The sequence below is a fragment of the Candidatus Kosakonia sp. 282A-S69 genome (assembly GCF_029433855.1).
Lineage (GTDB): Bacteria > Pseudomonadota > Gammaproteobacteria > Enterobacterales > Enterobacteriaceae > Kosakonia > Kosakonia cowanii_A.
On record NZ_JAROAU010000003.1, the window covers coordinates 1256957 to 1281179 of the forward strand.

Consider the following 24223-nt stretch of genomic DNA (forward strand, 5'->3'; position numbering starts at 1 on the left):
GGATAAGGCGCAGCCGCCATCCGGCGTTGAGGTGTATACCGGGCGTCATGCCTGATGGCGCTTCGCTTATCAGGCCTGCGGGTCACGTGGCCTGAATGGTGGCGTAGGCCGGATAAGGCGCAGCCGCCATCCGGCGTTGAGGTGTATACCGGGCGTCATTGCCTGATGGCGCTTCGCTTATCAGGCCTGCGGGTCACGTGGCCTGAATGGTGGCATAGGCCGGATAAGGCGCAGCCGCCATCCGGCGTTGAGGTGTATACCGGGCGTCATGCCTGATGGCGCTTCGCTTATCAGGCCTACGGGTCACGTGGCCTGAATGGTGGCGTAGGCCGGATAAGGCGCAGCCGCCATCCGGCAATTACATGCGCTCGACGGTTTCGATGCCCAGCGTCTCCAGGCCCAGCTTCAGGGTTTTCGACGTCAGCAGCGCCAGCTTCAGGCGGCTCAGGCGGATCTCATCGCTTTCGGCGGTGAGGATCGGGCAGTGCTCGTAAAAGCCCGAGAAGAGGCCAGCGACATCGTAAAGGTAAGCGCACATCACGTGCGGCGTGCCTTCACGGGCAACCACGCTCAGGGTCTCTTCAAACTGCAGCAGACGCGCGGCCAGCTGCGCTTCACGCTCTTCGCGGATGGCGACCTGCGCATTTTCCAGCACCTGCTCCTCAACGCCCGCTTTGCGGAACACCGACAGCACGCGGGTATAGGCGTACTGCATATAGGGCGCGGTGTTACCCTCAAACGCCAGCATATTGTCCCAGTCGAAGACGTAATCGGTGGTGCGGTTTTTTGACAGATCGGCATATTTCACCGCGCCAATACCGACCGCATTCGCCAGCTTCTCCAGCTCGTCGGCCGGCATATCCGGGTTCTTCTCAGCCACCAGGCGACGGGCGCGCTCAAGCGCTTCATCCAGCAGGTCAGAGAGTTTTACCGTACCGCCCGCGCGGGTTTTAAACGGCTTGCCATCTTTACCCAGCATCATGCCGAACATGTGGTGCTCCAGCGGCACCGATTCCGGCACGTAACCCGCTTTACGCACGATGGTCCACGCCTGCATCAGATGCTGGTGTTGGCGGGAGTCGATGTAGTAGAGCACGCGATCGGCATGCAGGGTTTCATAACGGTACTTCGCGCAGGCGATATCCGTAGTGGTGTAGAGGTAGCCGCCATCCTTCTTCTGGATGATGACGCCCATCGGTTCGCCCTCTTTGTTTTTGTATTCGTCGAGGAAGACCACGGTGGCGCCTTCGCTCTCGACCGCCAGCCCTTTGGCTTTCAGATCGGCGACGATGCCTGGCAGCATCGGGTTATAGAGGCTTTCACCCATCACGTCTTTGCGCGTCAGGGTAACGTTCAGGCGCTCATAGGCTTGTTGGTTCTGGCTCATGGTGATATCGACCAGCTTGCGCCACATCTCGCGGCAGTACTCATCGCCGCCCTGCAGTTTGACCACGTAGCTGCGCGCGCGCTCGGCAAACGCGGCATCTTCGTCGTAGTGCTTTTTCGCTTCGCGGTAGAACCCTTCCAGATCCGCCAGCGCCATTTCTCCTGCGTTCTCCTGCTGCTTGAGTTCGAGGAAGGCGATCAGCATGCCGAACTGGGTGCCCCAGTCGCCGACATGGTTCGCGCGAATCACATTGTGACCGAGGAACTCAAGGGTGCGCACGGCGGCGTCACCGATGATGGTGGAGCGCAGGTGACCGACATGCATCTCTTTCGCCACGTTTGGCGCGGAGTAGTCCACCACAATGGTTTGCGGCTGAGGAACACTGACGCCAAGGCGGTTGGATTTCAGCGCCTGGTCAACGTGCTCTGCGAGAAACTCCGGTGCGAGGAAAATATTGATAAAACCTGGACCTGCGATCTCCACTTTATGGGCGATGCCATCGAGGGAGAGGTGAGTCAGAACTTGCTCAGCGAGTTGTCGCGGGGCCATGCCCAGTTTTTTTGCAACTGCCATCACGCCGTTAGCCTGATAGTCGCCAAACTGAACTTTTGCTGACTGCCGGACCTGCGCTTCGCACTCTGCGGGGGCGCCTGCCGCAATCATGGCCTGACTGACTTTTTCTGAGAGAAGTGCCTGAATATTCACCGGGATACCTTACATTTGCGACGCCGCGAAAGAGGGCGGCGTCCGGGTGTTTATGAAAGGCGGGAGTATACTGCAAATGCCCGGTGGCGTCAGCACCGCATAACACGGTAGATTATGCGCTTTGTTATGAGTTGCGAGCACTGTTATGCGCCATTGGCAAACTATCGAAGAGTTGCAGGATATCGTGGAAGATCTTCCGCGTTTTGCGACAGATCTGCAAAATTTCACTTCCCGTCTTGGGCTGGCTATCGCACCCCTGGATGCCGACCATATCTCCCTGCGGTGCCATCAGAACGCCACGGCGGAGCGCTGGCGGCGCGGGTTTGAGCAGTGCGGCGAACTGCTGTCAGAAAATATTATTAATGGCCGCCCCATCTGCCTGTTCAAATTGCGCGAACCGGTCTGCGTTGCCCACTGGCAATTCAGCGTGGTGGAGCTGCCCTGGCCGGGGGAGAAGCGCTATCCCCATGAAGGGTGGGAGCACATTGAAATCGTCCTGCCGGGGGAGGTGGAAACCCTGAATGCGCGGGCGCTGGCGCTGCTGGCCGACGAAGGGCTGAGCCAGCCTGGGATCGCGGTAAAAACCAGTTCGCCAAAAGGCGAGCGCGAGCGGCTGCCCAACCCGACGCTGGCCGTGACGGATGGCAAGGTAACCGTGAAGTTTCACCCGTGGAGCATTGAGGCGATTGTTGTCAGCGAGCAGTAAAGGCAAGGCGTGAGGCCAGTCTGCGCGGGCGATAAGAGGAAAAGGAGAAGTCATGACATTACTGGAGATCTGCTGTTACGGCGTCGACGATGCGCTTATCGCCGAGCAGCATGGAGCCGATCGTATTGAGTTTTGCGCTGCGCCGAAAGAGGGCGGCCTGACGCCATCCTTCGGGGCGTTGCAGGCGGTTCGTGAGGCAGTGACCATTCCCGTGCACCCGATTGTGCGACCACGCGGCGGTGATTTTTGCTATCGCGAAGATGAGTTTCGCGTGCTGCTGGCGGATATCGCGCGGGTGCGTGAACTTGGCTTTCCGGGCGTAGTGACCGGCGTGCTCAATGAGGACGGTGAAGTCGATGTGGCGAGAATGGAGCAGATAATGCGCGCCGCAGAGGGGATGGCGGTGACATTTCATCGTGCCTTCGATATGTGCGCCGATCCGCACCAGGCCGTTGAAATATTGGCACAATCAGGCGTAGCGCGCATCCTGACATCGGGGCAGCAGGCAACGGCGGAAAAAGGAGTTTCACTTATTACGGAACTAAATGCACTTCCCGGTGTTCCAATCATTATGGCTGGCGCAGGCGTGCGTCCTGACAACCTCGAAGTCTTTCTTCGCGCCGGTGTGAAAGAGGTGCATAGCTCGGCGGGGCGCTGGACAGCCTCGCCGATGCGTTATCGCAACAGCGGCTTATCCATGTCGTCCGATGCGAGCGCTGATGAGTATGCCCGCTATGGTGTCGACAAAGAGGCCGTAGCAAAGATGAAAGCGTTGATTGTTAACTACCGCCAGTAACCGTTTTTACCGCCGCATCATGTCGCCCAATGTGATGCTTGCTTGTACCAGGCCCCTGCCATTAACAGGGGCCTTTTTTTGTCTACGGTTTACGGGCAATCAGCACCGCGCGCAGCGGCGCAGGATAGCCTTCTACCGTTTTAGTCCGATCGTTCTGATCGAGGAAATCGGCCAGCGATTCGGTCACCATCCACGACGTGCGGCGCTGCTCATCGCAGCTTGTCACGTTGGCATCAACGATGCGGACATCGACAAAACCACACTTCTCCAGCCAGTTTTTCAGCGCCAGCGCGGAGGGGATAAAGTAGACGTTACGCATCTGCGCGTAGCGGTCGCCAGGCACCAGCACGGTGTTTTCATCGCCTTCCACTACCAGTGTTTCCAGCACCAGTTCACCCTCTTTAACCAGTTGATCTTTCAACTGCCAGAGGTGCTCCAGCGGCGAGCGACGGTGATAGAGCACGCCCATCGAAAAGACGGTGTCGAAGGCGTTCAGCGCTGGCAACTGCTCAATGCCGAGCGGCAGCAGATGCGCGCGGCGATCGTCGCCTAATAACTTGCGCACTGCTTCAAACTGGCAGAGGAAAAGCTGCGTCGGATCGATACCGACCGCCAGCTGCGCACCAGCGCCAATCATGCGCCACAGGTGATAGCCGCTGCCGCAGCCGACATCCAGAATGGTGCGCCCGCGCAGGTCAGTCAGGTGCGGCAGAACGCGATCCCACTTCCAGTCCGAACGCCATTCGGTATCGATATCCAGACCGTAAAGTGAAAACGGCCCTTTGCGCCATGGCATCAGGTTACGCAGCAGCGTCTCCATCCCCTTTAACTGCCCGGCGCTTAACGGTTCAGCGCTACGCGCGGTGACGCCATTGACGAAATCGACCGAGTCCGGCGTCAGGCTGGGAAGGAATTCAACCGCGTTGTTCCACTGCTTGAACTGCCCGTGCAGGGTTTCGCGCTGCCAGGCGGCGATTTGCGCCGGTAAGGTCTCCAGCCAGTGGGCTAGGGGACCGGTGGCGATCTGCTGATAAAAACGGCCAAACTCAATCATGACTGCGCCGCCTTCAGTGCCACCAGAGAACCGAAGTTAAAGCACTGGAACCACAATTCACTGTGTTCAAAACCTGCACGATACAGGCGCGCTTTATGGGCTTCAACGGAATCCGTCAGCATCACATTCTCCAGCATGCTGCGCTTCTGGCTGATCTCCAGCTCGCTGTAGCCATTCGCGCGTTTGAAGTCGTGGTGCATATTGAACAACAGTTCGCCGACGGTGTGATCTTCAAAACTAAATTTCTCCGACAGTACCAGTGCGCCGCCGGGGTTCAGCCCCTGGTAAACTTTTTGCAGCAGCTTTAGACGGTCGTCAGGCTCGAGAAATTGCAGGGTGAAGTTGAGCACCACCAGCGAGGCGTTATTAATCTCAATATCGCGGATATCGCCCTCAATCACCTCAACCGGCGTTGGCGCTTTATAGGCATTAATATGACGACGGCAGCGTTCAACCATCGCGGGCGAGTTATCGACGGCAATAATTTTGCAATTTTCATGATGAATATTGCGGCGCACCGAGAGCGTGGCGGCGCCCAGCGAGCAGCCGAGATCGTAAACCTGCGTGCCGGGCTGCACGAAGCGCTCCGCCAGCATGCCAATCATCGAAATAATATTGGAGTAACCCGGAACGGAACGCTGGATCATATCCGGGAAGACTTCAGCTACCCGTTCATCAAAGGTCCAGTCGCCGAGGCGGGCGATAGGCGCGGAAAAAAGCGTGTCGCGGTGAGACATAGTGTAAATATCCGGGAAAACAAAGGGGCGTATTGTGCGCTAACGCAGGGAGAAAACCAACTCCCAGGGCATATACCACACGTTGGCCAGCACCATCAGCAGCAGGGAGCAGAGCGTGGCACCCATCCCGTAGCGCCGCCAGTAGATAAGCCGGTGATGCAAACCGTAATAGTGCATCAGGCGGCCGACAATCAGCATCATGCCGCAGAGATGCACCATCCAGTTTTGCGCGCCGTTCATCTCCATAAACAGCAGCAGGATCAGCGCAACAGGAATGTACTCAACGGCGTTACCGTGAATACGCATCGCGTTCTGCAACTCACTAAACCCGCCGTCGCCAACGCTCACGCGGTACTGCCTGCGCAGACGAATCACATCAGAAGCAAATTTAACCAGTAACAATGCACCCAGCACGGCATACAACGCGCTTACCATACAAACTCCCTTTAAGGTTACGGCGATGGCTCATCAATGATAGGTGCTGCGCTTAAAAAAGAGAAGATTGTAACGGCAGGGAAGGGGCCTGGCCGACGACAGGCATCGCCGTGCGAAGATCCTGCCACAGGGTCTCCACCAGCTCCGGGGCGTGGGCGATATCGGGCGTATGCAGAAACAGATAGGGGGTGGTGGTCTGCTCCCAGGTTGGCAGCTTGTTTAACCAGACGGCGAAGAGCTGGCGGTTCTGGGCCATGTCGTCACTGCCGATAAAGCGCACCATCGGATGTGCGGCGGTGACCAGCGCGTGCACCGGTACTTTCGGTTTCTTACGCTGAGCTTCACGCACCGCTTCACTGTGCGGTTTCGCGCTGTGCACCGGACGGCTGTCGAGTATCACCCGGTTGACCTTGCGGGCGTGCAGCCCCTGGTTGAGGGCTTTCTCCTCTTCGCCTTTTTCAAAGAAGGCGGGGTGGCGCACCTCGACACCGTAGGTAAAGCCTGCGGGGAGTGCATCAAGAAAAGCCCACAGCGCAGGGAGATCGCGCGGGCCAAAGGTCGCAGGCAGCTGGAGCCAGTATTGCCCAATCCTGCCCGCCAGCGGCGACATGCGGCTAAAGAATTCGTGGGTTAAATCATCACAGTTTCGCAGCGCCGCCTGGTGGGAGATGGTGGCGGGAAACTTAAAGCAGAAGCGGAAATCATCGCTGGTTTGATCGTGCCAGCGCGCGACAATCTCCGCTTTCGGGAGCGCATAGAGCGTGGTGTTGCCTTCGACACAATTGAAGTGACGGGCATACTCCTCAAGGGAGGTGATCCCAAGGCGCACCCATTTTGGGTGCGACCACTGCGGCAGGCCGATATAGATCATAACGCGGCGATAATCTCTTCGCTGCTGCGCACGCGACCAATGCGCGGGAAGATGTTTTTCATGCTGCCCTGATGCTGTTCAGCATCGGCGGCGCTGCAGGCGTCTTCGGCGATCACCAGCGAAAAGCCCATCTCCCACGCGTTGCGGGCGGTGGATTCGACGCCAATATTGGTCGAAATGCCGCACAGCACGATGGTGTCGATACCGCGACGGCGCAGCTGCAGCTCCAGATCGGTACCATAAAAAGCGCCCCACTGGCGTTTTGTGACTTCAATATCGCCAGCCTGCTTGCCAAGCGCAGCCGGGTAGTCCCACCAGTTTTCCGGCAGGCCGTGACCACCCATTGCGGCATCCACCGGCTGCTTCAGCGCTTCGGCAAAATCAGCCGACCAGCCGACGCGCACCAGTACCACCGGCGCGCCGTTGGCGCGAAACTTCTCCGCCAGCCGCGCCGAGCGCGTCACGACATCCTGCGAAGCGTGAGGGCCGCCAGCAAAGGGCAGAATGCCTTCCTGAAGATCGATAACCACCAGTGCCGTTTTCGCTGTATTGAGTTCCAGCATCTTCACTCCTGAAAATAATTGCGTTGGGGCGTTACCTTACGCGCTCTTTCTGCGCGCCGGGTTTACAATTTTTGTTAAATTTTGTGAGAATGCGCAATAAGCGCGCAGCAAACGTGCGTACAGTCGGTAGCGGGCTTATCGTGAGTCATTATTTCCAGTATAATAGCCCCCTTTTTTCATCCAGATGTGACATACGAAAATAGCTGCCCCCAGCGCGCCTGCGCCGCAGGTGGTGGGTCATGCGCAGCTAATTAAAGGATATCTCATGCGTACAGTATATTGCGGGCAGCTCAATCAGTCCCATGTTGGACAGCAAGTAACGCTTTGTGGGTGGGTCAACCGCCGTCGTGACCTCGGTAGCCTTATCTTTATCGATATGCGCGATCGTGAAGGCATCGTGCAGGTGTTTTTCGACCCGGACCGTCAGGATGCGTTCCAGCTCGCCTCTGAACTGCGTAATGAGTTCTGCATTCAAATTACCGGTACTGTGCGCGCCCGCGAAGGCAAAAACGCCAACAAAGAGATGGCCACCGGTGAGGTGGAAGTCTTCGCCACCGAACTGACCATTATCAACCGCGCCGACGCGCTGCCGCTCGATTCTAACCACGTCAATACTGAAGAAGCGCGTCTGAAGTACCGCTACCTCGACCTGCGTCGTCCGGAGATGGCGCAGCGTCTGAAGACCCGTGCGAAAATCACCAGCTTCGTGCGCCGTTTTATGGATGACCACGGTTTCCTCGACATCGAAACGCCGATGCTGACCAAAGCGACGCCGGAAGGCGCGCGCGATTATCTGGTGCCGAGCCGCGTTCATAAAGGCAAATTCTACGCGCTGCCGCAGTCGCCGCAGCTCTTTAAACAGCTGCTGATGATGTCCGGCTTCGACCGTTACTACCAGATCGTCAAATGCTTCCGCGATGAAGACTTGCGCGCTGACCGTCAGCCGGAGTTTACCCAGATCGATGTGGAGACCTCCTTCATGACCGCGCCGCAGGTGCGTGAAGTGATGGAAGCGCTGGTTCGCCAGCTGTGGCAGGAGGTGAAAGGCGTCGATCTCGGTGATTTCCCCATCATGACCTTTGCCGAAGCCGAGCGTCGCTACGGTTCCGATAAGCCGGATCTGCGTAACCCGATGGAGCTGGTGGACGTTGCCGACTTGCTGAAAGCGGTCGAGTTTAAAGTTTTCTCCGGCCCGGCCAACGATGCCAAAGGCCGCGTTGCTGCACTGCGGGTGCCGGGCGGCGCGCAGCTTAGCCGTAAGCAGATTGATGAGTACGGCAAGTTCGTCGAAATTTACGGCGCGAAAGGCCTTGCCTATATCAAAGTTAACGAAGCGGCGAAGGGCCTCGAGGGCATCACCAGCCCGGTGGCGAAATTCCTTAACGCTGAGATTGTGAGTGAAATTCTGTCGCGCACCGGTGCGCAGGATGGCGACATGATCTTCTTCGGCGCTGATAACAAGAGAGTGGTTGCCGATGCGCTGGGCGCGCTGCGTCTGAAACTGGGTAAAGACCTGAACCTGACCGACGAAAACAAATGGGCGCCGCTGTGGGTTATCGACTTCCCGATGTTTGAAGACGACGGCGAAGGCGGCCTGACCGCGATGCACCACCCGTTCACCGCGCCGCGTGATATGAGCCCGGCTGAGCTGAAAGCGGCACCGGAAACAGCGATTGCCAACGCCTACGATATGGTTATCAATGGCTATGAAGTGGGCGGCGGTTCCGTACGTATTCATAACGGCGAAATGCAGCAGACGGTGTTTGGCATTCTCGGTATCAATGAGCAGGAGCAGCGCGAGAAGTTCGGCTTCCTGCTCGACGCGCTGAAATACGGTACGCCGCCGCATGCGGGTCTGGCGTTTGGTCTCGATCGCCTGACCATGCTGCTGACCGGCACCGACAACATCCGTGATGTTATCGCTTTCCCGAAAACCACGGCGGCTGCCTGTCTGATGACTGAAGCGCCGAGCTTCGGTAACCCGGCCGCGCTGGCGGAGCTGGGTATCTCGGTTATCAAAAAAGAGACGCCGGAGAGCAAATAAGATGTCCTTTAAGCACCCCGTTTCTGTGCTGGTAGTGATTTATGCCGAAGAGACAAAACGGGTGCTGATGTTGCAGCGACGCGACGATCCCGATTTCTGGCAGTCGGTCACCGGCAGCCTGGAGCCGGGTGAAAGCGCGTTGCAGGCCGCCGTGCGCGAAGTGATGGAAGAGGTCAATATCGATGCCGACGCAGCGCCGCATCGTCTGATTGACTGCCAGCGCACGGTGGAATTTGAAATTTTCAGTCATTTACGTCATCGCTACGCGCCGGGTGTGACACACAACACCGAATCCTGGTTTTGTTTGGCGCTGCCCCACGAGTGCCCGATTGTGTTTACCGAACACCTGGCGTACCGCTGGCTTGATGCGCCCGTTGCGGCGGCATTGACCAAGTCGTGGAGCAACCGGCAGGCGATTGAAGAATTTGTTATTAACGCCGCCTGAACGGCGGTTTTTTCTGGAGAATTTTTTATGGCAGGTCACAGTAAATGGGCCAACACCAAACACCGCAAAGCGGCACAGGATGCGAAACGCGGTAAGATCTTCACCAAAATTATTCGTGAGCTGGTGACAGCGGCACGTCTGGGCGGCGGCGATATTGCCTCTAACCCGCGTCTGCGCGCGGCGGTAGATAAAGCGCTGTCCAACAACATGACGCGTGACACCCTGAACCGCGCCATCGCCCGCGGTGTCGGCGGCGATGACGACGCGAACATGGAAACCATCATTTATGAAGGTTACGGCCCTGGCGGCACCGCGGTAATGGTCGAGTGTCTGAGTGACAACCGTAACCGTACCGTTGCCGAAGTGCGTCACGCGTTCAGCAAGTGCGGCGGCAACCTGGGTACCGACGGCTCCGTGGCCTACCTGTTCAGCAAGAAAGGTGTGATCTCTTTCGAAGCGGGCGACGAAGACACCATTATGGAAGCGGCGCTGGAAGCCGGTGCTGAAGATGTGGTGACCTACGACGATGGCGCGATTGACGTTTATACCGCCTGGGAAGAGATGGGTGCCGTGCGCGATGCGCTGGAAGCTGCCGGCCTGAAAGCGGACAACGCTGAAGTGTCGATGATCCCGTCGACCAAAGCGGATATGGATGCGGAAACCGCGCCAAAACTGCTGCGCCTGATCGATATGCTCGAAGATTGTGACGATGTGCAGGAGGTTTATCACAACGGTGAGATCTCCGACGAAGTCGCAGCAACCCTGTAATACCCGCTATTTTCAGCCTACAGGGCGGTGGCTCTGCTGGTGCGTCCCGGTCACGTATTGAATCTCTGTGACTGGGAGTGCACAGCGTGGCCGCCCTCCGGTGAACGGAAATATTTGGGGTGGTAGAGGTCGCGGAATTATTGAGTTAAGCGGAGAGGCACGATGGCGATTATTCTCGGGATCGACCCGGGTTCACGTATCACCGGTTATGGTGTGATCCGCCAGACAGGCCGCCAGCTGACCTACCTTGGCAGCGGCTGCATCCGCACGAAAGTTGACGATCTACCGTCGCGCCTGAAGCTGATTTATGCGGGCGTGTCGGAGATCATCACGCAGTTTCAGCCGGATTTTTTCGCTATCGAACAGGTCTTTATGGCGAAAAACGCTGACTCGGCGCTGAAACTGGGGCAGGCGCGCGGTGTGGCGATTGTCGCCGCCGTCAATCAGGACTTACCGGTCTTTGAGTATGCCGCCCGTCAGGTTAAGCAGACGGTGGTCGGCATTGGTAGCGCGGAGAAGAGCCAGGTGCAGCACATGGTGCGCACGCTGTTAAAACTTCCCGCCAACCCGCAGGCAGACGCCGCCGATGCGCTGGCGATTGCCATTACCCACTGCCATGTCAGCCAGAACGCATTACAGGTGAGCAGCACACGGCTCAACCTGGCGCGTGGTCGGTTACGTTAAAAAGCGCCGGGTTGCGGCGCTTTTTTATCTCTTCTGTTGTAACAGCAAGCGGATTTTATCCGCATCTTCCTCGCCCGATGGGCTATAGACCACCAGCGTAAGATCGGGTTGCCCCTCAACGGAAAAACTGGAGTACTCCAGCGAGAGCCGACCTGCGCTGGCATGGAACAGCACTTTTGTGCCTTCGCCCATCACCTCCACATCATTGCTTTGCCATAGTCTGGCAAACTCCGGCGACGCCGCGCTCAGCTCCTCGACCAGCGGCTGGACTTCAAGTGACGCACCGGCCCGGGTCGTCTCTGCGCGAAATGCCGCCACCAGAAAACGCGTTAGCTCCTGCCAGTCAGCCTGGGCTGCACGCGTCTGTGGGTTAAGAAAGATGCGGCGCAGGATATTGCGCTCCTGAGCGGGAAGGGTGGCGTAATCGGCCAGTACCACCGTGGCGGCTGCGTTCCAGGCAAGCACATCCCAACTGGCGTTGCGGATCATCGCCGGGCTACAGGGCATACTCTCCAGCACTTTCTGTAGCCTGCCGGATACCGTTGCGGCTGGCGCATAGTCAACGCCCGGTGCTCGTCCCAGGGCAAGATGGAACAGATACTCGCGCTCACGCCCGCCGAGGCAAAGTGCCTGGCAAATTCGCTCCAGTACCTCCTGTGAAGGCATCCCGCCGCGGCCCTGTTCAAGCCAGGTGTACCAGGTGGCGCTAATGCAGGCCAGATGCGCCACCTCTTCTCGTCTCAGCCCCGGTGTGCGTCGGCGCGCGGTGTGAAAACCCAGCGCCTGCGGGTCGAGCTGCGCCCGGCGGGACTTCAGATAACTGCCCAGATCTTTTGCGCTCTGCATCCTGTTAGTCCTTATACCACGATAATGTCACTACTTTTCCCCATCGCGGATATTCAGCAGGATAGCGGCGCGAGTCAACATAAGGAGAGACAGATGCATCTTTTTCTGACGGGCGCGACCGGCTGGGTTGGCGCAAAAGTAGCAGAGGTGTTATTAGCTGCGGGCCATCAGGTGAGCGGCCTGGCGCGTAATGAGGAGAAAGCCCGGGCGCTTATCGCCGCAGGTGGAGAGGTGGTTTACGGCACGCTTGACGACAGCCAGGTGTTATTTGATGCGGCGGCAAAGGCCGATGCGGTGATCCATACCGCGTTCAATCATGATTTCTCCCGCTTTGCAGAAAATTGCGCTCAGGATGAGCGCGCCATTAACGTGCTGGGTGACGCGCTGCGCGGAAGTGCGCGTCCCCTGTTGGTGACCTCCGGCTTTGCGCGGCTGGCAGCAGGACGCCCGGCGACAGAAGAGGACGCGCCCGCCAGCGGGCCGGAATACCTGCGCCGCTCAGAACAGGCCGCGCTGGCGCTTGCGCAACAGGGTGTTCGGGCAGCCTGCGTACGGCTGGCGCCAACGGTACATGGCGTGGGCGATCGTGGCTTTATCTCTTTCCTGATCGCGCTTGCGAAACAGAGCGGGGTTTCTGCGTGGCAGGGGGAAGGGAACAACCGCTGGTCGGCGGTACACCGAAATGACGCGGCAAATGTCTACCGGCTGGCGCTGGAAAGCGGTGTGACGCAACCGGTGTATCATGCGGTGGCGGAAGAGGGGATCACAATGCGTGAGATTGCCATTGCTATCGGCAAAATGGTCGGGGTGCCCGCAGAGCCGCGTGGCGCGTCACATTTTGGCGGGTTTGCCAGCTTCGCTGGCATGGAGATGTCGGCCTCAAGCGAAAAGACGCGCAGAACGCTGGGATGGCAACCTGCAGGGCGTGATTTATTAACCGATCTGCACGATGCGAACTATTACGTGAATTCCTGAAGCACGCTCGCGCTTTTTCCTTCATTATCGGCTGGATATCTATCCAGCCTTTTTTTATGATACAGCATTACTTTTTTAGCACTTAGCGCAGGAGCGTCACGTGATAGGCAGACTCAGAGGCATTATTGTCGAAAAACAACCCCCGCTGGTCCTGCTCGAGGTCGGAGGGGTAGGGTATGAAGTTCATATGCCGATGACCTGCTTCTACGAATTGCCGGATGCCGGCAAAGAGGCGACCGTCTTTACCCAGTTTGTGGTGCGTGAAGATGCGCAGTTGCTCTACGGCTTTAACAACAAACAGGAGCGAACCCTGTTTCGTGAGCTGATCAAAACCAACGGTGTCGGTCCGAAGCTGGCGCTGGCGATCCTCTCCGGCATGTCGGCTCAGCAGTTTGTTAATGCCGTTGAGCGTGAAGATCCCGCCGCGCTGGTCAAGTTGCCGGGCATTGGTAAGAAGACCGCTGAGCGCCTGATTGTTGAAATGAAAGATCGCTTTAAAGGGCTGCATGGCGATCTCTTTACGCCGGCGGTAGATCTGGTGCTGGCCTCGCCGGCCAGCCCGGCCACGGATGATGCCGAGCAAGAAGCCGTTGCCGCGCTGGTGTCGCTGGGCTATAAACCGCAGGAAGCGAGCCGGATGATCAGCAAAATTGCGCGTCCGGACGCCAACAGTGAAACCCTGATCCGTGAAGCGCTGCGTGCGGCGTTGTGAGGTAGAGGATGATTGAAGCAGACCGCCTGGTAGCCGCCGCCAGCACGATTGTAGAAGAAGTAGCGGATCGGGCGATTCGACCAAAGCTGCTGGATGAGTATATCGGACAGCCGCAGGTGCGTTCGCAGATGGAGATCTTTATCCAGGCGGCCAAACTGCGCGGCGATGCGCTGGATCACCTGCTCATTTTCGGCCCGCCGGGGCTCGGTAAAACAACGCTGGCAAATATCGTCGCTAACGAGATGGGCGTTAATCTGCGCACCACCTCCGGCCCGGTGCTGGAAAAAGCGGGCGATCTGGCCGCCATGCTGACCAACCTTGAACCTCATGACGTGCTGTTTATCGATGAGATTCATCGCCTGTCGCCGGTGGTGGAAGAGGTGCTCTACCCGGCGATGGAGGATTATCAGCTCGATATCATGATTGGCGAAGGCCCGGCCGCGCGCTCTATCAAAATCGATCTGCCGCCCTTTACGCTGATTGGCGCGACGACCCGTGCGGGCTCGCTGACTTCGCCGCTGCGCGATCGTTTTGGTATCGTTCAGCGCCTGGAGTTTTACCAGGTGGCGGATCTGCAGCATATCGTCGGGCGTAGTGCGCGCTTTATGGGGCTGGAACTGAGCGAAGAGGGCGCGCTGGAAGTGGCGCGCCGTTCACGCGGTACGCCGCGTATCGCCAACCGCCTGCTGCGCCGCGTGCGCGATTTCGCTGAAGTGAAGCACGATGGCGACATCAACGCAGAGATTGCCGCCCAGGCGCTTGATATGCTCAATGTGGATGCCCAGGGCTTCGACTATATGGACCGCAAGCTGCTGCTGGCGGTGATTGATAAATTCTTTGGTGGTCCGGTGGGGCTGGATAACCTTGCTGCGGCGATTGGCGAAGAGCGCGAGACTATTGAAGATGTGCTGGAGCCTTATCTGATTCAGCAGGGCTTTTTACAGCGTACGCCACGCGGTCGCATGGCAACGCCGCGCGCATGGGATCACTTCGGCATTACACCGCCGGAAATGCCCTAAGCATTGCCAGCGCCGCCCGGCGCTGGCAGAGCCGTTAGCTGGCGCTCTTTTTCATCATGCTGAAGATAAACAGCACTGCCGCGCAGAGCACCACAGAGGGGCCAGCTGGCGTGTCGTAGAGGGCGGAGAAGGTGAGCCCGCCGGTGACGGCAATCATCCCAACGCCGACAGCCACCCCGGCCATCTGCTCCGGCGTTCGGGCAAAGCGCCGCGCCGTGGCGGCAGGGATGATCAGCAGGGAGGTGATAATCAGCGCGCCGACAAACTTCATCGCCACGCCAATGGTGAGGGCGGTAACCAGCATCAGCAGCAGCTTCACGCGCTGTAATTTCACACCGTCGACAAAGGCCAGCTCCGGGCTGATAGTCATCGACAGCAGGTTGCGCCACTGCCAGAACAAGATCCCCACCACCAGTACCACGCCGAGGGCGATAGCGATCAGATCCTGTGGCGTAACGGCCAGCAGGTCACCGAAGAGATAGGCCATCAAATCCACGCGGATGTTGGACATCAGGCTGACTACGACCAGGCCAAGCGAGAGCGCGCTGTGCGCCATAATACCCAGCAGCGTATCGATCGCCAGATGGGGTCGTTTTTCCAGCCATACCAGGCCTGCCGCCAGCAGTAACGTCACGGCGATGACCGCGTAAAACGGATTAACATCCAGCAGCAAACCAAAGGCGACGCCGAGCAGAGAAGCATGTGCCAGCGTATCGCCGAAATAGGACATCCGTCGCCAGACGACAAATGAGCCAAGCGGCCCGGCGGCGCAGGCGAGCATAACCCCGGCCAGCCAGCCGGGCAGTAGAAGTTCAATCATGAGTGTCCGTTACCCTGGCGTAAAATAATGCGGCCCTGAAGATCGTGGCGGTGATTGTGGTTGTGGCGGTAAATGCCAAGCTGCTCTGCGCCGCGATGGCCGAACATAGAGATAAATTCGGGATGCATCGAGACCACTTCCGGGGTGCCGGAGCAGCAGATGTGATGATTAAGGCAGAGCACTTCATCGGTCTTTGCCATCACAAGGTGCAGATCGTGGGAGACCATCAGCACCGCGCAATCCAGCTCTTTGCGCAACTCGTCGATTAAGTTATAGAGCGAAACCTGGCCATTAACGTCGACGCCCTGGGTTGGCTCATCCAGCACCAGCAGCTGCGGCTGATTGAGCAGAGCGCGGGCAAGCAGCACGCGCTGCGTTTCACCGCCGGAGAGTTTCTGCATTGGCGCATCGATAAGATGGGCAGCCTGTACGCGTTTCAGCGCCGGGATAAGATCGTCTTTACGTGTGCCGGGGCGCAGGCGCATAAAGCGGCCTACAGTAAGAGGTAGCGTAGCGTCGAGCTGCAGTTTTTGCGGAACATAGCCGATGCGCAACGCCTTATCGCGCTTGATAACCCCCGCGTCGGGTGCTACCAGGCCCAGTACGACGCGCACCAGCGTCGATTTTCCCGCGCCGTTAGGTCCGAGCAGCGTAAGAATTTTACCGGGACGCAAATTTAAAGAGATGTCAGAGAGCACGCGGCGTTGACCGAAAGCGACGCTGACATTTTCAAGCGTTATAAGATTCGTCATAGCATTTAAGGGGTTGCAGAAGTTGTCGAATGTTATAATATCACATTCCACACACTCATTACGATGAATAGACGCATTATGTTACATAAAAATACGCTTCTTTGCGCAGCGCTTTCCGCTGCGTTTCTCGCCCTGACAGCACAATCCGCTAACGCTGCCGTCGTCACTTCTCTGAAGCCGCTGGGTTTTATTGCCTCCGCCATTACAGATGGCGTGACCACCACCGAAGTTATCCTGCCAGACGGCGCCTCCGAGCATGATTATGCTCTGCGTCCATCGGATGTAAAACGCTTGCAAAACGCGGACTTACTTTTTTGGGTTGGTCCGGAAATGGAAGCCTTCATGGTACGTTCTGCCGGGCAGGTACCTGCGCAAAAACAGGTGGTCATGGCGCAACTCGATGGCGTGAAATCGCAGCTGATCAAAGGCGCTGAAGAAGATGAGCATGAGGGGCATGAAGGTCACGATCACGACGAAAATAGTGAGCATCATCACCATCATGGCGAGTACAACATGCATTTGTGGTTAAGCCCAGAGATTGCACGGCTTTCGGCGGTTGCAATCCACGATAAATTAGTGGAAGTTATGCCGCAAAGTCGAGCCAAGCTGGACGCCAACCTGAAGGCATTTGAGGCATCATTAGCCCAGGCCGATAAGCAGGTCGGTAACGAGCTGGCACCGCTGAAAGGGAAGGGGTATTTCGTTTTTCATGACGCCTACGGCTACTTTGAAAAACACTACGGTCTGACTCCGCTGGGTCACTTTACCGTCAACCCTGAAATTCAGCCTGGTGCGCAGCGTTTACATGAAATCAGAACACAGTTGGTTGAGCAAAAAGCGACGTGCGTTTTTGCTGAGCCACAGTTCAGGCCAGCGGTCGTTGAAGCTGTTGCACGAGGAACCTCCGTTCGCATGGGAACGCTGGATCCACTCGGCACCAGTATCAAGTTGGGTAAAGAGAGCTATCCCCAGTTCCTTACGCAACTTTCTTCCCAATATGCGAGCTGCCTGAAAGGAGAATAACGAGGAAGTGAACACGTGCAACAGATAGCCCGCTCTGTCGCCCTGGCATTTAACAATTTGCCGCGACCCCATCGCGTGATGCTGGGGTCGCTCACCGTACTGACCCTCACGGTCGCCGTCTGGCGGCCCTACGTTTATCACCCCGAAAATAGCGCGCCGATTGTCAAAGCCATCGAGCTGCCGAAGAGTGAAATCCGCTCTTTACTCCCTGAAGCCAGTGAGCCTATCGACCAGTCCACGGCGGATGACGTTGACGATATTCCGCAAGATGAGCTGGATGAGAAAACCGCCAACGAAGCCGGTGTGCACGAATATGTTGTCTCGACCGGCGATACCCTAAGCAGCATCCTGAACCAGTACGGCATTGATATGGGCAACATCAGCCAGCTTGCCGCTGCGGATAAAGAGCTGCGTAACCTGAAGATCGGGCAACAGCTCTCGTGGACACTGACCGCCGATGGCGATCTGCAGCGTCTGACGTGGGAGATGTCACGCCGCGAAACCCGTACTTATGACCGCACGGAAAATGGCTTCAAGATGTCCAGCGAGATGCAGCAGGGCGATTGGGTCAATAAGGTGATGAAAGGCACGGTTGGCGGCAGTTTTGTTGCCAGCGCGAAAGAGGCCGGCCTGACCAGCGGTGAAGTCAGCGCTGTCATCAAAGCGATGCAGTGGCAAATGGACTTCCGCAAACTGAAAAAAGGCGATGAGTTCTCTGTATTGATGTCCCGTGAGATGCTCGACGGCAAACAGGAGCAGAGCCAGTTGCTCGGTGTGCGTTTGCGCTCTGACGGTAAAGATTACTACGCGTTCCGTGCCGAAGATGGCAAGTTCTACGATCGTAACGGCACCGGGCTTGCGAAAGGGTTTATGCGTTTCCCGACCGCGAAGCAGTTCCGCGTCTCCTCTAACTTCAACCCGCGTCGCCTTAATCCGGTCACCGGGCGTGTTGCGCCGCACAAAGGCGTCGACTTCGCTCTGCCACAGGGTACGCCGGTGCTGGCCGTCGGTGACGGTGAAGTGGTGATTGCGAAACGCAGCGGCGCGGCGGGCAACTATGTTGCTATCCGCCACGGGCGCACCTACACCACGCGTTATATGCACCTGCGTAAGCTGCTGGTGAAACCCGGTCAGAAAGTGAAGCGTGGCGATCGTATCGCGCTCTCGGGCAACACCGGGCGCTCCACCGGGCCACATCTGCACTATGAAGTATGGATTAACCAGCAGGCCGTGAACCCGCTGACCGCTAAACTGCCAAGAACGGAAGGGCTGAGCGGTTCGGATCGTAAGGATTACCTGGCGCAGGTGAAAGAGGTATTACCTCAGCTGCGACTGGAGTAATTCGCGTAATAATCAGGCGTTCAAAGCCGGTGCTGACTTAGCATCGGCTTTTACTTTTGTGCGAAAGATAACGCATCGCTACACTATCCCCTTATCTTGTTGAGATTTTTGACCAGCGGACGATGCATGGAAACGAAAAAAAATAACAGTGAATACATTCCTCAGTTTGAGGGCGAGTTTCGCCATCCGCGTCACTGGGGCGCCTGGCTTGGGGTGCTGGCTTTTGCCGGCGTCGCCCTGATCCCGCCCTCTGTTCGCGATCCGCTTCTGGCGAAACTGGGACGTTTTGCCGGACGACGCGGAAAAAGCGCCCGCCGTCGTGCGCAGATTAACCTCTATTACTGCTTCCCTGAAAAGAGTGAAGCCGAGCGCGAAGCGATCATCGATCATATGTTTGCTACCGCGCCGCAGGCGATGGTGCTGATGGCTGAAATGGCGCTGCGCGGCACGGAAAAAGTTGCCTCCCGTATTGAGTGGCAGGGCAAAGAGATTATCGACGAAATGCACCGCAACGATGAGCGCGTCATTTTCCTCGTTCCCCACGCCTGGGGCGTCGATATTCCGGCAATGCTGATGTCCTCCCAGGGCAGGCGCATGGCAGCGATGTTTCATAATCAGGGCAATAAAGTTTTCGACTACATGTGGAACAAGGTGCGCCTGCGTTTCGGTGGCCGCTTACATGCGCGCAATGACGGCATCAAGCCCTTTATCCACTCAATACGCAACGGCTTCTGGGGATACTATCTGCCGGATCAGGATCACGGCCCCGAGCAGAGCGAGTTCGTCGACTTCTTCGCCACCTACAAAGCGACGCTGCCGGCGATTGGCCGCCTGATGAAAGTGTGCCGCGCCCGTGTGGTGCCGCTTTTCCCGGTTTATGATGCCGAAACGCACCGCCTGAAGATTCTGGTGCGCCCGCCAATGGACGATCTGCTGACGGCAGATGACACCACCATTGCGCGGCGGATGAATGAAGAGGTGGAGAACTTTGTCGGCCCGCATCCGGAGCAGTACACCTGGATCCTGAAGCTGCTGAAAACGCGCAAGCCAGGCGAAATCGAACCCTATAAGCGCAAAGAGCTCTATAAAAAGAAATAGCCCAAAAAAGGCCTCTCATTTCGAGAGGCCTTTTGCTTTCCGGGCAATCCGTTATTCGACGGTGAGAATACGCGTGGTGTTGGTGGTGCCGATGGTGCTCATCACGTCACCCTGCGTCACGATCACCAGATCGCCTGAGAGCAGGTAACCTTTATCACGCAGCAGGTTCACCGCATCGTTGGCCGCGGCAACGCCGTCGTTATGGCTGTCGAAATAGACCGGCGTCACGCCGCGGTAGAGCGCGGTCAGGTTAAGGGTACGCTCATGGCGGGAGAGGGCAAAGATCGGCAGACCAGAGCTGATACGCGAGGTCATCAGCGCCGTACGGCCCGATTCAGTCATCGAAATGATCGCCGTCACCCCTTTCAGGTGGTTGGCGGCATACATCGCCGACATGGCAATGGCCTCTTCAACATTGTCGAACTGAATATCGAGGCGGTGCTTGGAGACGTTAATGCTCGGGATCTTCTCTGCGCCCAGGCAGACGCGCGCCATCGCGGCAACGGTTTCAGAAGGGTATTGCCCGGCGGCGGTTTCCGCTGAAAGCATCACCGCATCGGTGCCGTCGAGCACGGCATTCGCCACGTCCATCACTTCCGCGCGGGTCGGCATTGGGTTGGTGATCATCGACTCCATCATCTGCGTCGCGGTGATCACCGCGCGGTTCAGCTGGCGCGCACGGCGGATGAGCGCTTTCTGGATGCCTACCAGTTCCGGGTCGCCAATTTCAACCCCCAGGTCGCCACGAGCCACCATCACCACGTCGGAGGCGAGGATCACATCGTCCATCGCATCCTGGCTGCACACTGCTTCTGCACGCTCGACTTTAGCGACAATCTTCGCATCGCAGCCTGCATCGCGCGCCAGGCGACGTGCATAGTTGAGATCTTCCCCGCAGCGCGGGAAGGAGACGGCGAGATAATCAACGCCGATCAGCGCGGCGGTCACGATATCCGCTTTATCTTTATCGGTTAGCGCTTCCGCAGAAAGGCCACCGCCCAGCTTGTTGATGCCTTTGTTGTTAGAGAGCGGGCCGCCGACGGTCACTTCGGTAAAGACCTTCATGCCCTGAACTTCCAGCACTTTAAGCTGCACGCGACCATCATCCAGCAGCAGGATGTCGCCCGGCACGACGTCAGCAGGCAGGCCCTTGTAGTCGATACCGACTTTCTCTTTATCGCCTTCACCTTTGCCAAGGTTGGCGTCGAGCAGGAATTTGTCGCCGACGTTAAGGAAAACCTTACCTTCCTTAAAAGTGGAGACACGAATCTTCGGTCCTTGTAGATCGCCAAGGATAGCAACATGACGTCCCAGTTTTGCCGCAATCTCACGCACTTTGTCCGCGCGTAATTTATGATCTTCCGGTGTTCCGTGTGAGAAGTTCATCCGCACCACGTTAGCGCCCGCAGCGATAACCTTTTCGAGGTTGTTATCACGGTCGGTGGCCGGGCCTAAAGTGGTGACGATTTTGGTTCTGCGAAGCCTTCTGGACATGTAATACTCCGTTGACTGAAATAACGAGGTGTTGCGTGAACATGAATTCGGGTTACGCGCGCCGTGACAGGCAAGGCCGCTAACCGAATAGCGTAAGTAACTAGCGTTTTTTAGTTATCGTCTCTTAACGGTTATCGTCTTTGATAAGCAATTCCTTATCAAAGCGCGATTCTTTGAGTGCTTCTTTGACTCGCTTCAAGTTATCCCGGAATTTTGCCCCGCGCCGCAGCGTGAATCCGGTCGCCAGCACATCAATGACGGTCAATTGCGCAAGCCGGGAGACCATCGGCATATAGATATCTGTATCTTCAGGGACATCCAGCGTGATAGCAAGGGTTGCTTCACGCGCCAGCGGCGTTCCTGCAGACGTCAGTGCAATCACCATGGCATCGTTTTCACGCGCCAGATGCGCCAGCTCCACCAGGCTTTTCGTGCGCCCGGTGTGGGAAATCAACATAACGACATCATCATCGCTACAATTCATACAGCTCATGCGTTGCAGCACAATGTCATCGGAGTAGACCACTGGTACGTTGAAGCGGAAAAACTTGTTCATCGCATCGTGGGCGACGGCAGCGGAAGAGCCCAGACCGAAGAAGGCAATTTTTTTCGCCTGCGTTAGCAGATCGACGGCGCGATTAACTGCTGCCATATCAAGGGACTGACGCACATGATCGAGGCTTGCCATTGCCGACTCGAAGATTTTGCCGGTGTAGGCTTCAACACTGTCATCTTCATCGACATTTCGATTAACATAGGGCGTGCCGTTGGCGAGGCTCTGCGCCAGATGCAGCTTAAAGTCGGGGAAGCCGCGCGTATCGAGGCTGCGACAAAAGCGGTTTACCGTCGGTTCACTGACCTCCGCTTGTTGCGCAAGTGCGGCAATGCTGGAGTGGATGGCCAGCTGCGGCGCGATGAGGATCACTTCCGCGACTTTTCGTTCTGATTTGCTAAGGTGTTCCAGTCGGGACTGGATTTTTTCCAGCATATTCATAGGCGTTAATGCGCTCCTGGTGAAACGATTACACTGATTGCGCGAATCGTTACGCAGTTTGCGTCGATATTACGCCTGCGCAGGGTAGAAAGGTAAGCAGTACGCTGAAATGTTGTTGTTTTTTTTCATAACATGATCAAAGTCGGATTTTCGCCAGCGGCTGGCGGGCAAATAAGCGGCGCAATTGGCGCAAATATGGCCATTTTTTATGACGACCCAATAACGCACTTCCTGACAAGGCCTGATAGTTTCGGGAATTACGTAAAAGCAGTACAGTGCAGTGTAATAAAATTACAACTGAAGCGGATGATAGCTTCAGGATAGCTAACTGAGGAGAGTGACATGGCGGTAGTCCAAACAGCCCAGGCGTGTGACCTGGTCATTTTCGGCGCGAAAGGCGATCTCGCACGCCGAAAATTGCTGCCTTCCCTGTACCAGCTGGAAAAAGCCGGTCAAATTCATGATGAGACGCGGATTCTCGGTGTTGGCCGTGCTGACTGGGACAAAGCAGCCTATACCAAAGTGGTCCGTGAAGCGCTCGAAACCTTTATGAAAGAGAAGATCGACGAAAGCTTATGGGACAAGCTGAGCGGTCGTCTCGATTTCTGTAATCTTGATGTCAACGACACGCCTGCCTTCAAACGCCTCGGCGCGATGCTGGATCAGAAAAACCGCACCACCATTAACTACTTCGCGATGCCGCCGGATACCTTCGGTGCGATCTGTAAAGGGCTTGGCGCGGCGAAACTGAACGCCAAACCGGCTCGTGTTGTCATGGAGAAACCGCTCGGTAACTCCCTTGAAACCTCCCGTCAGATCAACGATCAGGTGGGCGAATATTTTGAAGAGTGCCAGGTTTACCGTATCGACCACTACCTTGGTAAAGAGACGGTGCTTAACCTGCTGGCGCTGCGTTTTGCCAACTCTCTGTTCGTGAATAACTGGGATAACCGCACTATTGATCATGTAGAGATCACCGTCGCGGAAGAGGTGGGCATTGAAGGGCGCTGGGGCTATTTCGACCAGGCCGGGCAGATGCGCGATATGATCCAGAACCACCTGCTGCAGGTGCTCTGCATGATCGCGATGTCGCCGCCGTCCGATCTCACCGCCGACAGCATTCGCGACGCGAAAGTGAAGGTGCTCAAATCCCTGCGCCGTATCGATCGCACTAACGTGCGGGAAAAAACCGTGCGCGGCCAGTACACTGCCGGTTTTGCCCAGGGCAAGAAAGTGCCGGGCTACCTGGAAGAAGAGGGCGCGAATAAGACGAGCCATACCGAAACATTCGTTGCGATCCGCGTTGATATCGACGACTGGCGCTGGGCGGGTGTGCCTTTCTATCTGCGCACCGGTAAGCGTCTGCCGACCAAATGTTCAGAAGTGGTGGTCTACTTCAAAAACCCGGAACTCAATCTGTTTAAAGAGTCCTGGCAGGAGCTGCCGCAGAACAAGCTGACCATTCGCCTGCAGCCTGATGAAGGGGTTGATATCCAGATCCTCAATAAAGTGCCGGGGCTGGATCACAAACACAATCTGCAGACCACCAAGCTGGATCTGAGCTACTCCGAAACCTTCAACGAGACTCACCTGGCAGATGCTTACGAGCGCCTGCTGCTGGAGTCGATGCGCGGAATTCAGGCGCTGTTTGTGCGCCGCGATGAAGTGGAAGAGGCGTGGAAGTGGGTCGACTCCATTACCGAAGCCTGGGCTGCGGATAATGACTCACCGAAACCGTATCAGGCCGGTACCTGGGGCCCTGTCGCGTCGGTTGCGATGATCACCCGCGATGGTCGCTCCTGGAACGAGTTTGAGTAACCTGAGCCTGCTATGTTGCGCAATTTTACCGGTAACATGATCTAACACAGCTCTGCGAACAATTTTTCTGTTTCGAAGCCCCGGCTGGATTCACCAGCGGGGCTTTTTTTATTACACTGGCTAAAGTGATTTTGCC

24 protein-coding genes are annotated in these 24223 nt (G+C 57.1%); 13 read left to right on the forward strand and 11 right to left on the reverse strand.

What is annotated here, in order from left to right; genetic code table 11:
• Positions 1-358 precede the first annotated feature (358 nt).
• Complete coding sequence (gene argS / locus PU683_RS11620) at positions 359-2092, reverse strand: arginine--tRNA ligase (RefSeq protein WP_277171575.1); 1734 nt, start codon at positions 2090-2092, stop codon at positions 359-361.
• Positions 2093-2237: 145 nt separating this feature from the next.
• Here argS and PU683_RS11625 point away from each other — a divergent pair, with 145 nt between their 5' ends.
• Together PU683_RS11625 and cutC are read left to right on the forward strand one after the other, a co-directional pair.
• Positions 2238-2798, forward strand: coding sequence for a VOC family protein (locus PU683_RS11625; protein WP_277171576.1), 561 nt, complete (start codon positions 2238-2240; stop codon positions 2796-2798).
• Between the two features lie 52 nt (positions 2799-2850).
• The gene (cutC, locus tag PU683_RS11630) at positions 2851-3594 is read left to right on the forward strand and encodes a copper homeostasis protein CutC (protein WP_277171577.1); all 744 of its coding nucleotides are present in this window, start codon (positions 2851-2853) and stop codon (positions 3592-3594) included.
• 82 nt (positions 3595-3676) lie between these two features.
• Here the strand turns inward: cutC and cmoB are convergent, their stop codons facing one another.
• Genes cmoB through PU683_RS11655 form a run of 5 tightly spaced genes read right to left on the reverse strand, consistent with a single transcriptional unit; the run spans position 3677 to position 7254 of the window.
• Complete coding sequence (cmoB, locus tag PU683_RS11635) at positions 3677-4648, reverse strand: tRNA 5-methoxyuridine(34)/uridine 5-oxyacetic acid(34) synthase CmoB (protein ID WP_277171578.1); 972 nt, start codon at positions 4646-4648, stop codon at positions 3677-3679.
• The gene (gene cmoA, locus PU683_RS11640; protein ID WP_277171579.1) at positions 4645-5385 is read right to left on the reverse strand and encodes a carboxy-S-adenosyl-L-methionine synthase CmoA; all 741 of its coding nucleotides are present in this window, start codon (positions 5383-5385) and stop codon (positions 4645-4647) included. Before cmoA ends, cmoB begins: the two co-directional genes overlap by 4 nt.
• 39 nt (positions 5386-5424) lie before the next feature.
• A complete protein-coding gene (locus PU683_RS11645) occupies positions 5425-5820 on the reverse strand; it encodes an MAPEG family protein (RefSeq protein ID WP_277171580.1) in 396 nt (131 codons plus the stop codon).
• Positions 5821-5872: 52 nt separating this feature from the next.
• Positions 5873-6691 carry a DUF72 domain-containing protein gene (locus tag PU683_RS11650; protein WP_277171581.1) on the reverse strand — a complete coding sequence of 273 codons (819 nt, stop codon included), beginning with the start codon at positions 6689-6691 and terminating at the stop codon, positions 5873-5875.
• Positions 6688-7254 (reverse strand): hydrolase, encoded by a 567-nt coding sequence (locus PU683_RS11655; RefSeq protein WP_277171582.1) that lies wholly within the window; start codon positions 7252-7254, stop codon positions 6688-6690. The genes PU683_RS11650 and PU683_RS11655 overlap by 4 nt, the downstream gene beginning before the upstream one ends.
• Before the next feature lie 265 nt (positions 7255-7519).
• On the opposite strand from PU683_RS11655, the gene aspS reads away from it, so the two are divergent.
• The 4 genes from aspS to ruvC all read left to right on the forward strand — a co-directional run bounded on the left by aspS (position 7520) and on the right by ruvC (position 11195).
• Complete coding sequence (gene aspS / locus PU683_RS11660) at positions 7520-9298, forward strand: aspartate--tRNA ligase (RefSeq protein WP_277171583.1); 1779 nt, start codon at positions 7520-7522, stop codon at positions 9296-9298.
• A gap of 1 nt (position 9299) precedes the next feature.
• Positions 9300-9743, forward strand: coding sequence for a dihydroneopterin triphosphate diphosphatase (gene nudB / locus PU683_RS11665; RefSeq protein WP_277171584.1), 444 nt, complete (start codon positions 9300-9302; stop codon positions 9741-9743).
• Between the two features lie 27 nt (positions 9744-9770).
• Positions 9771-10511 carry a YebC/PmpR family DNA-binding transcriptional regulator gene (locus PU683_RS11670; protein WP_023480072.1) on the forward strand — a complete coding sequence of 247 codons (741 nt, stop codon included), beginning with the start codon at positions 9771-9773 and terminating at the stop codon, positions 10509-10511.
• A 162-nt stretch (positions 10512-10673) separates the two neighbouring features.
• Positions 10674-11195 carry a crossover junction endodeoxyribonuclease RuvC gene (gene ruvC / locus PU683_RS11675; RefSeq protein WP_023480016.1) on the forward strand — a complete coding sequence of 174 codons (522 nt, stop codon included), beginning with the start codon at positions 10674-10676 and terminating at the stop codon, positions 11193-11195.
• Positions 11196-11219: 24 nt separating this feature from the next.
• On the opposite strand, the gene PU683_RS11680 is transcribed toward ruvC, so the two are convergent.
• Positions 11220-12041 (reverse strand): helix-turn-helix transcriptional regulator, encoded by an 822-nt coding sequence (locus PU683_RS11680; RefSeq protein ID WP_277171585.1) that lies wholly within the window; start codon positions 12039-12041, stop codon positions 11220-11222.
• A 93-nt stretch (positions 12042-12134) separates the two neighbouring features.
• Between PU683_RS11680 and PU683_RS11685 the strand changes: the two genes are divergently transcribed.
• The 3 genes from PU683_RS11685 to ruvB all read left to right on the forward strand — a co-directional run bounded on the left by PU683_RS11685 (position 12135) and on the right by ruvB (position 14747).
• Positions 12135-13016 carry an SDR family oxidoreductase gene (locus tag PU683_RS11685; protein WP_277171586.1) on the forward strand — a complete coding sequence of 294 codons (882 nt, stop codon included), beginning with the start codon at positions 12135-12137 and terminating at the stop codon, positions 13014-13016.
• 100 nt (positions 13017-13116) lie between these two features.
• On the forward strand, positions 13117-13728 hold the full coding sequence (ruvA, locus tag PU683_RS11690; protein WP_277171587.1) for a Holliday junction branch migration protein RuvA: 612 nt from the start codon (positions 13117-13119) through the stop codon (positions 13726-13728).
• An 8-nt stretch (positions 13729-13736) separates the two neighbouring features.
• Entirely contained in the window at positions 13737-14747 is a 1011-nt protein-coding gene (gene ruvB / locus PU683_RS11695) for a Holliday junction branch migration DNA helicase RuvB (protein ID WP_023480019.1), read from the forward strand.
• 34 nt (positions 14748-14781) lie between these two features.
• Here ruvB and znuB read toward each other — a convergent pair whose 3' ends face one another.
• Both znuB and znuC read right to left on the reverse strand, forming a co-directional pair.
• On the reverse strand, positions 14782-15567 hold the full coding sequence (gene znuB, locus PU683_RS11700) for a zinc ABC transporter permease subunit ZnuB (protein WP_277171588.1): 786 nt from the start codon (positions 15565-15567) through the stop codon (positions 14782-14784).
• Positions 15564-16319: a zinc ABC transporter ATP-binding protein ZnuC gene (gene znuC / locus PU683_RS11705; protein WP_023480032.1), complete on the reverse strand. Its 756-nt coding sequence runs from the start codon at positions 16317-16319 to the stop codon at positions 15564-15566. The genes znuB and znuC overlap by 4 nt, the downstream gene beginning before the upstream one ends.
• A gap of 78 nt (positions 16320-16397) precedes the next feature.
• Here znuC and znuA point away from each other — a divergent pair, with 78 nt between their 5' ends.
• The 3 genes from znuA (at position 16398) to lpxM (ending at position 19781) form a co-directional block, all read left to right on the forward strand.
• Positions 16398-17342, forward strand: coding sequence for a zinc ABC transporter substrate-binding protein ZnuA (gene znuA, locus PU683_RS11710; protein ID WP_277171589.1), 945 nt, complete (start codon positions 16398-16400; stop codon positions 17340-17342).
• Positions 17343-17357: 15 nt separating this feature from the next.
• Positions 17358-18683, forward strand: coding sequence for a murein DD-endopeptidase MepM (gene mepM / locus PU683_RS11715; RefSeq protein ID WP_277171590.1), 1326 nt, complete (start codon positions 17358-17360; stop codon positions 18681-18683).
• A gap of 126 nt (positions 18684-18809) precedes the next feature.
• On the forward strand, positions 18810-19781 hold the full coding sequence (gene lpxM / locus PU683_RS11720) for a lauroyl-Kdo(2)-lipid IV(A) myristoyltransferase (RefSeq protein ID WP_277171591.1): 972 nt from the start codon (positions 18810-18812) through the stop codon (positions 19779-19781).
• A 51-nt stretch (positions 19782-19832) separates the two neighbouring features.
• Here the strand turns inward: lpxM and pyk are convergent, their stop codons facing one another.
• Entirely contained in the window at positions 19833-21275 is a 1443-nt protein-coding gene (gene pyk / locus PU683_RS11725) for a pyruvate kinase (RefSeq protein ID WP_277171592.1), read from the reverse strand.
• A gap of 124 nt (positions 21276-21399) precedes the next feature.
• Positions 21400-22269, reverse strand: coding sequence for a MurR/RpiR family transcriptional regulator (locus PU683_RS11730; protein WP_277171593.1), 870 nt, complete (start codon positions 22267-22269; stop codon positions 21400-21402).
• A gap of 342 nt (positions 22270-22611) precedes the next feature.
• On the opposite strand from PU683_RS11730, the gene zwf reads away from it, so the two are divergent.
• Positions 22612-24087, forward strand: a complete 1476-nt coding sequence (zwf, locus tag PU683_RS11735) for a glucose-6-phosphate dehydrogenase (protein WP_277171594.1) — start codon at positions 22612-22614, stop codon at positions 24085-24087.
• Positions 24088-24223 lie beyond the last annotated feature (136 nt).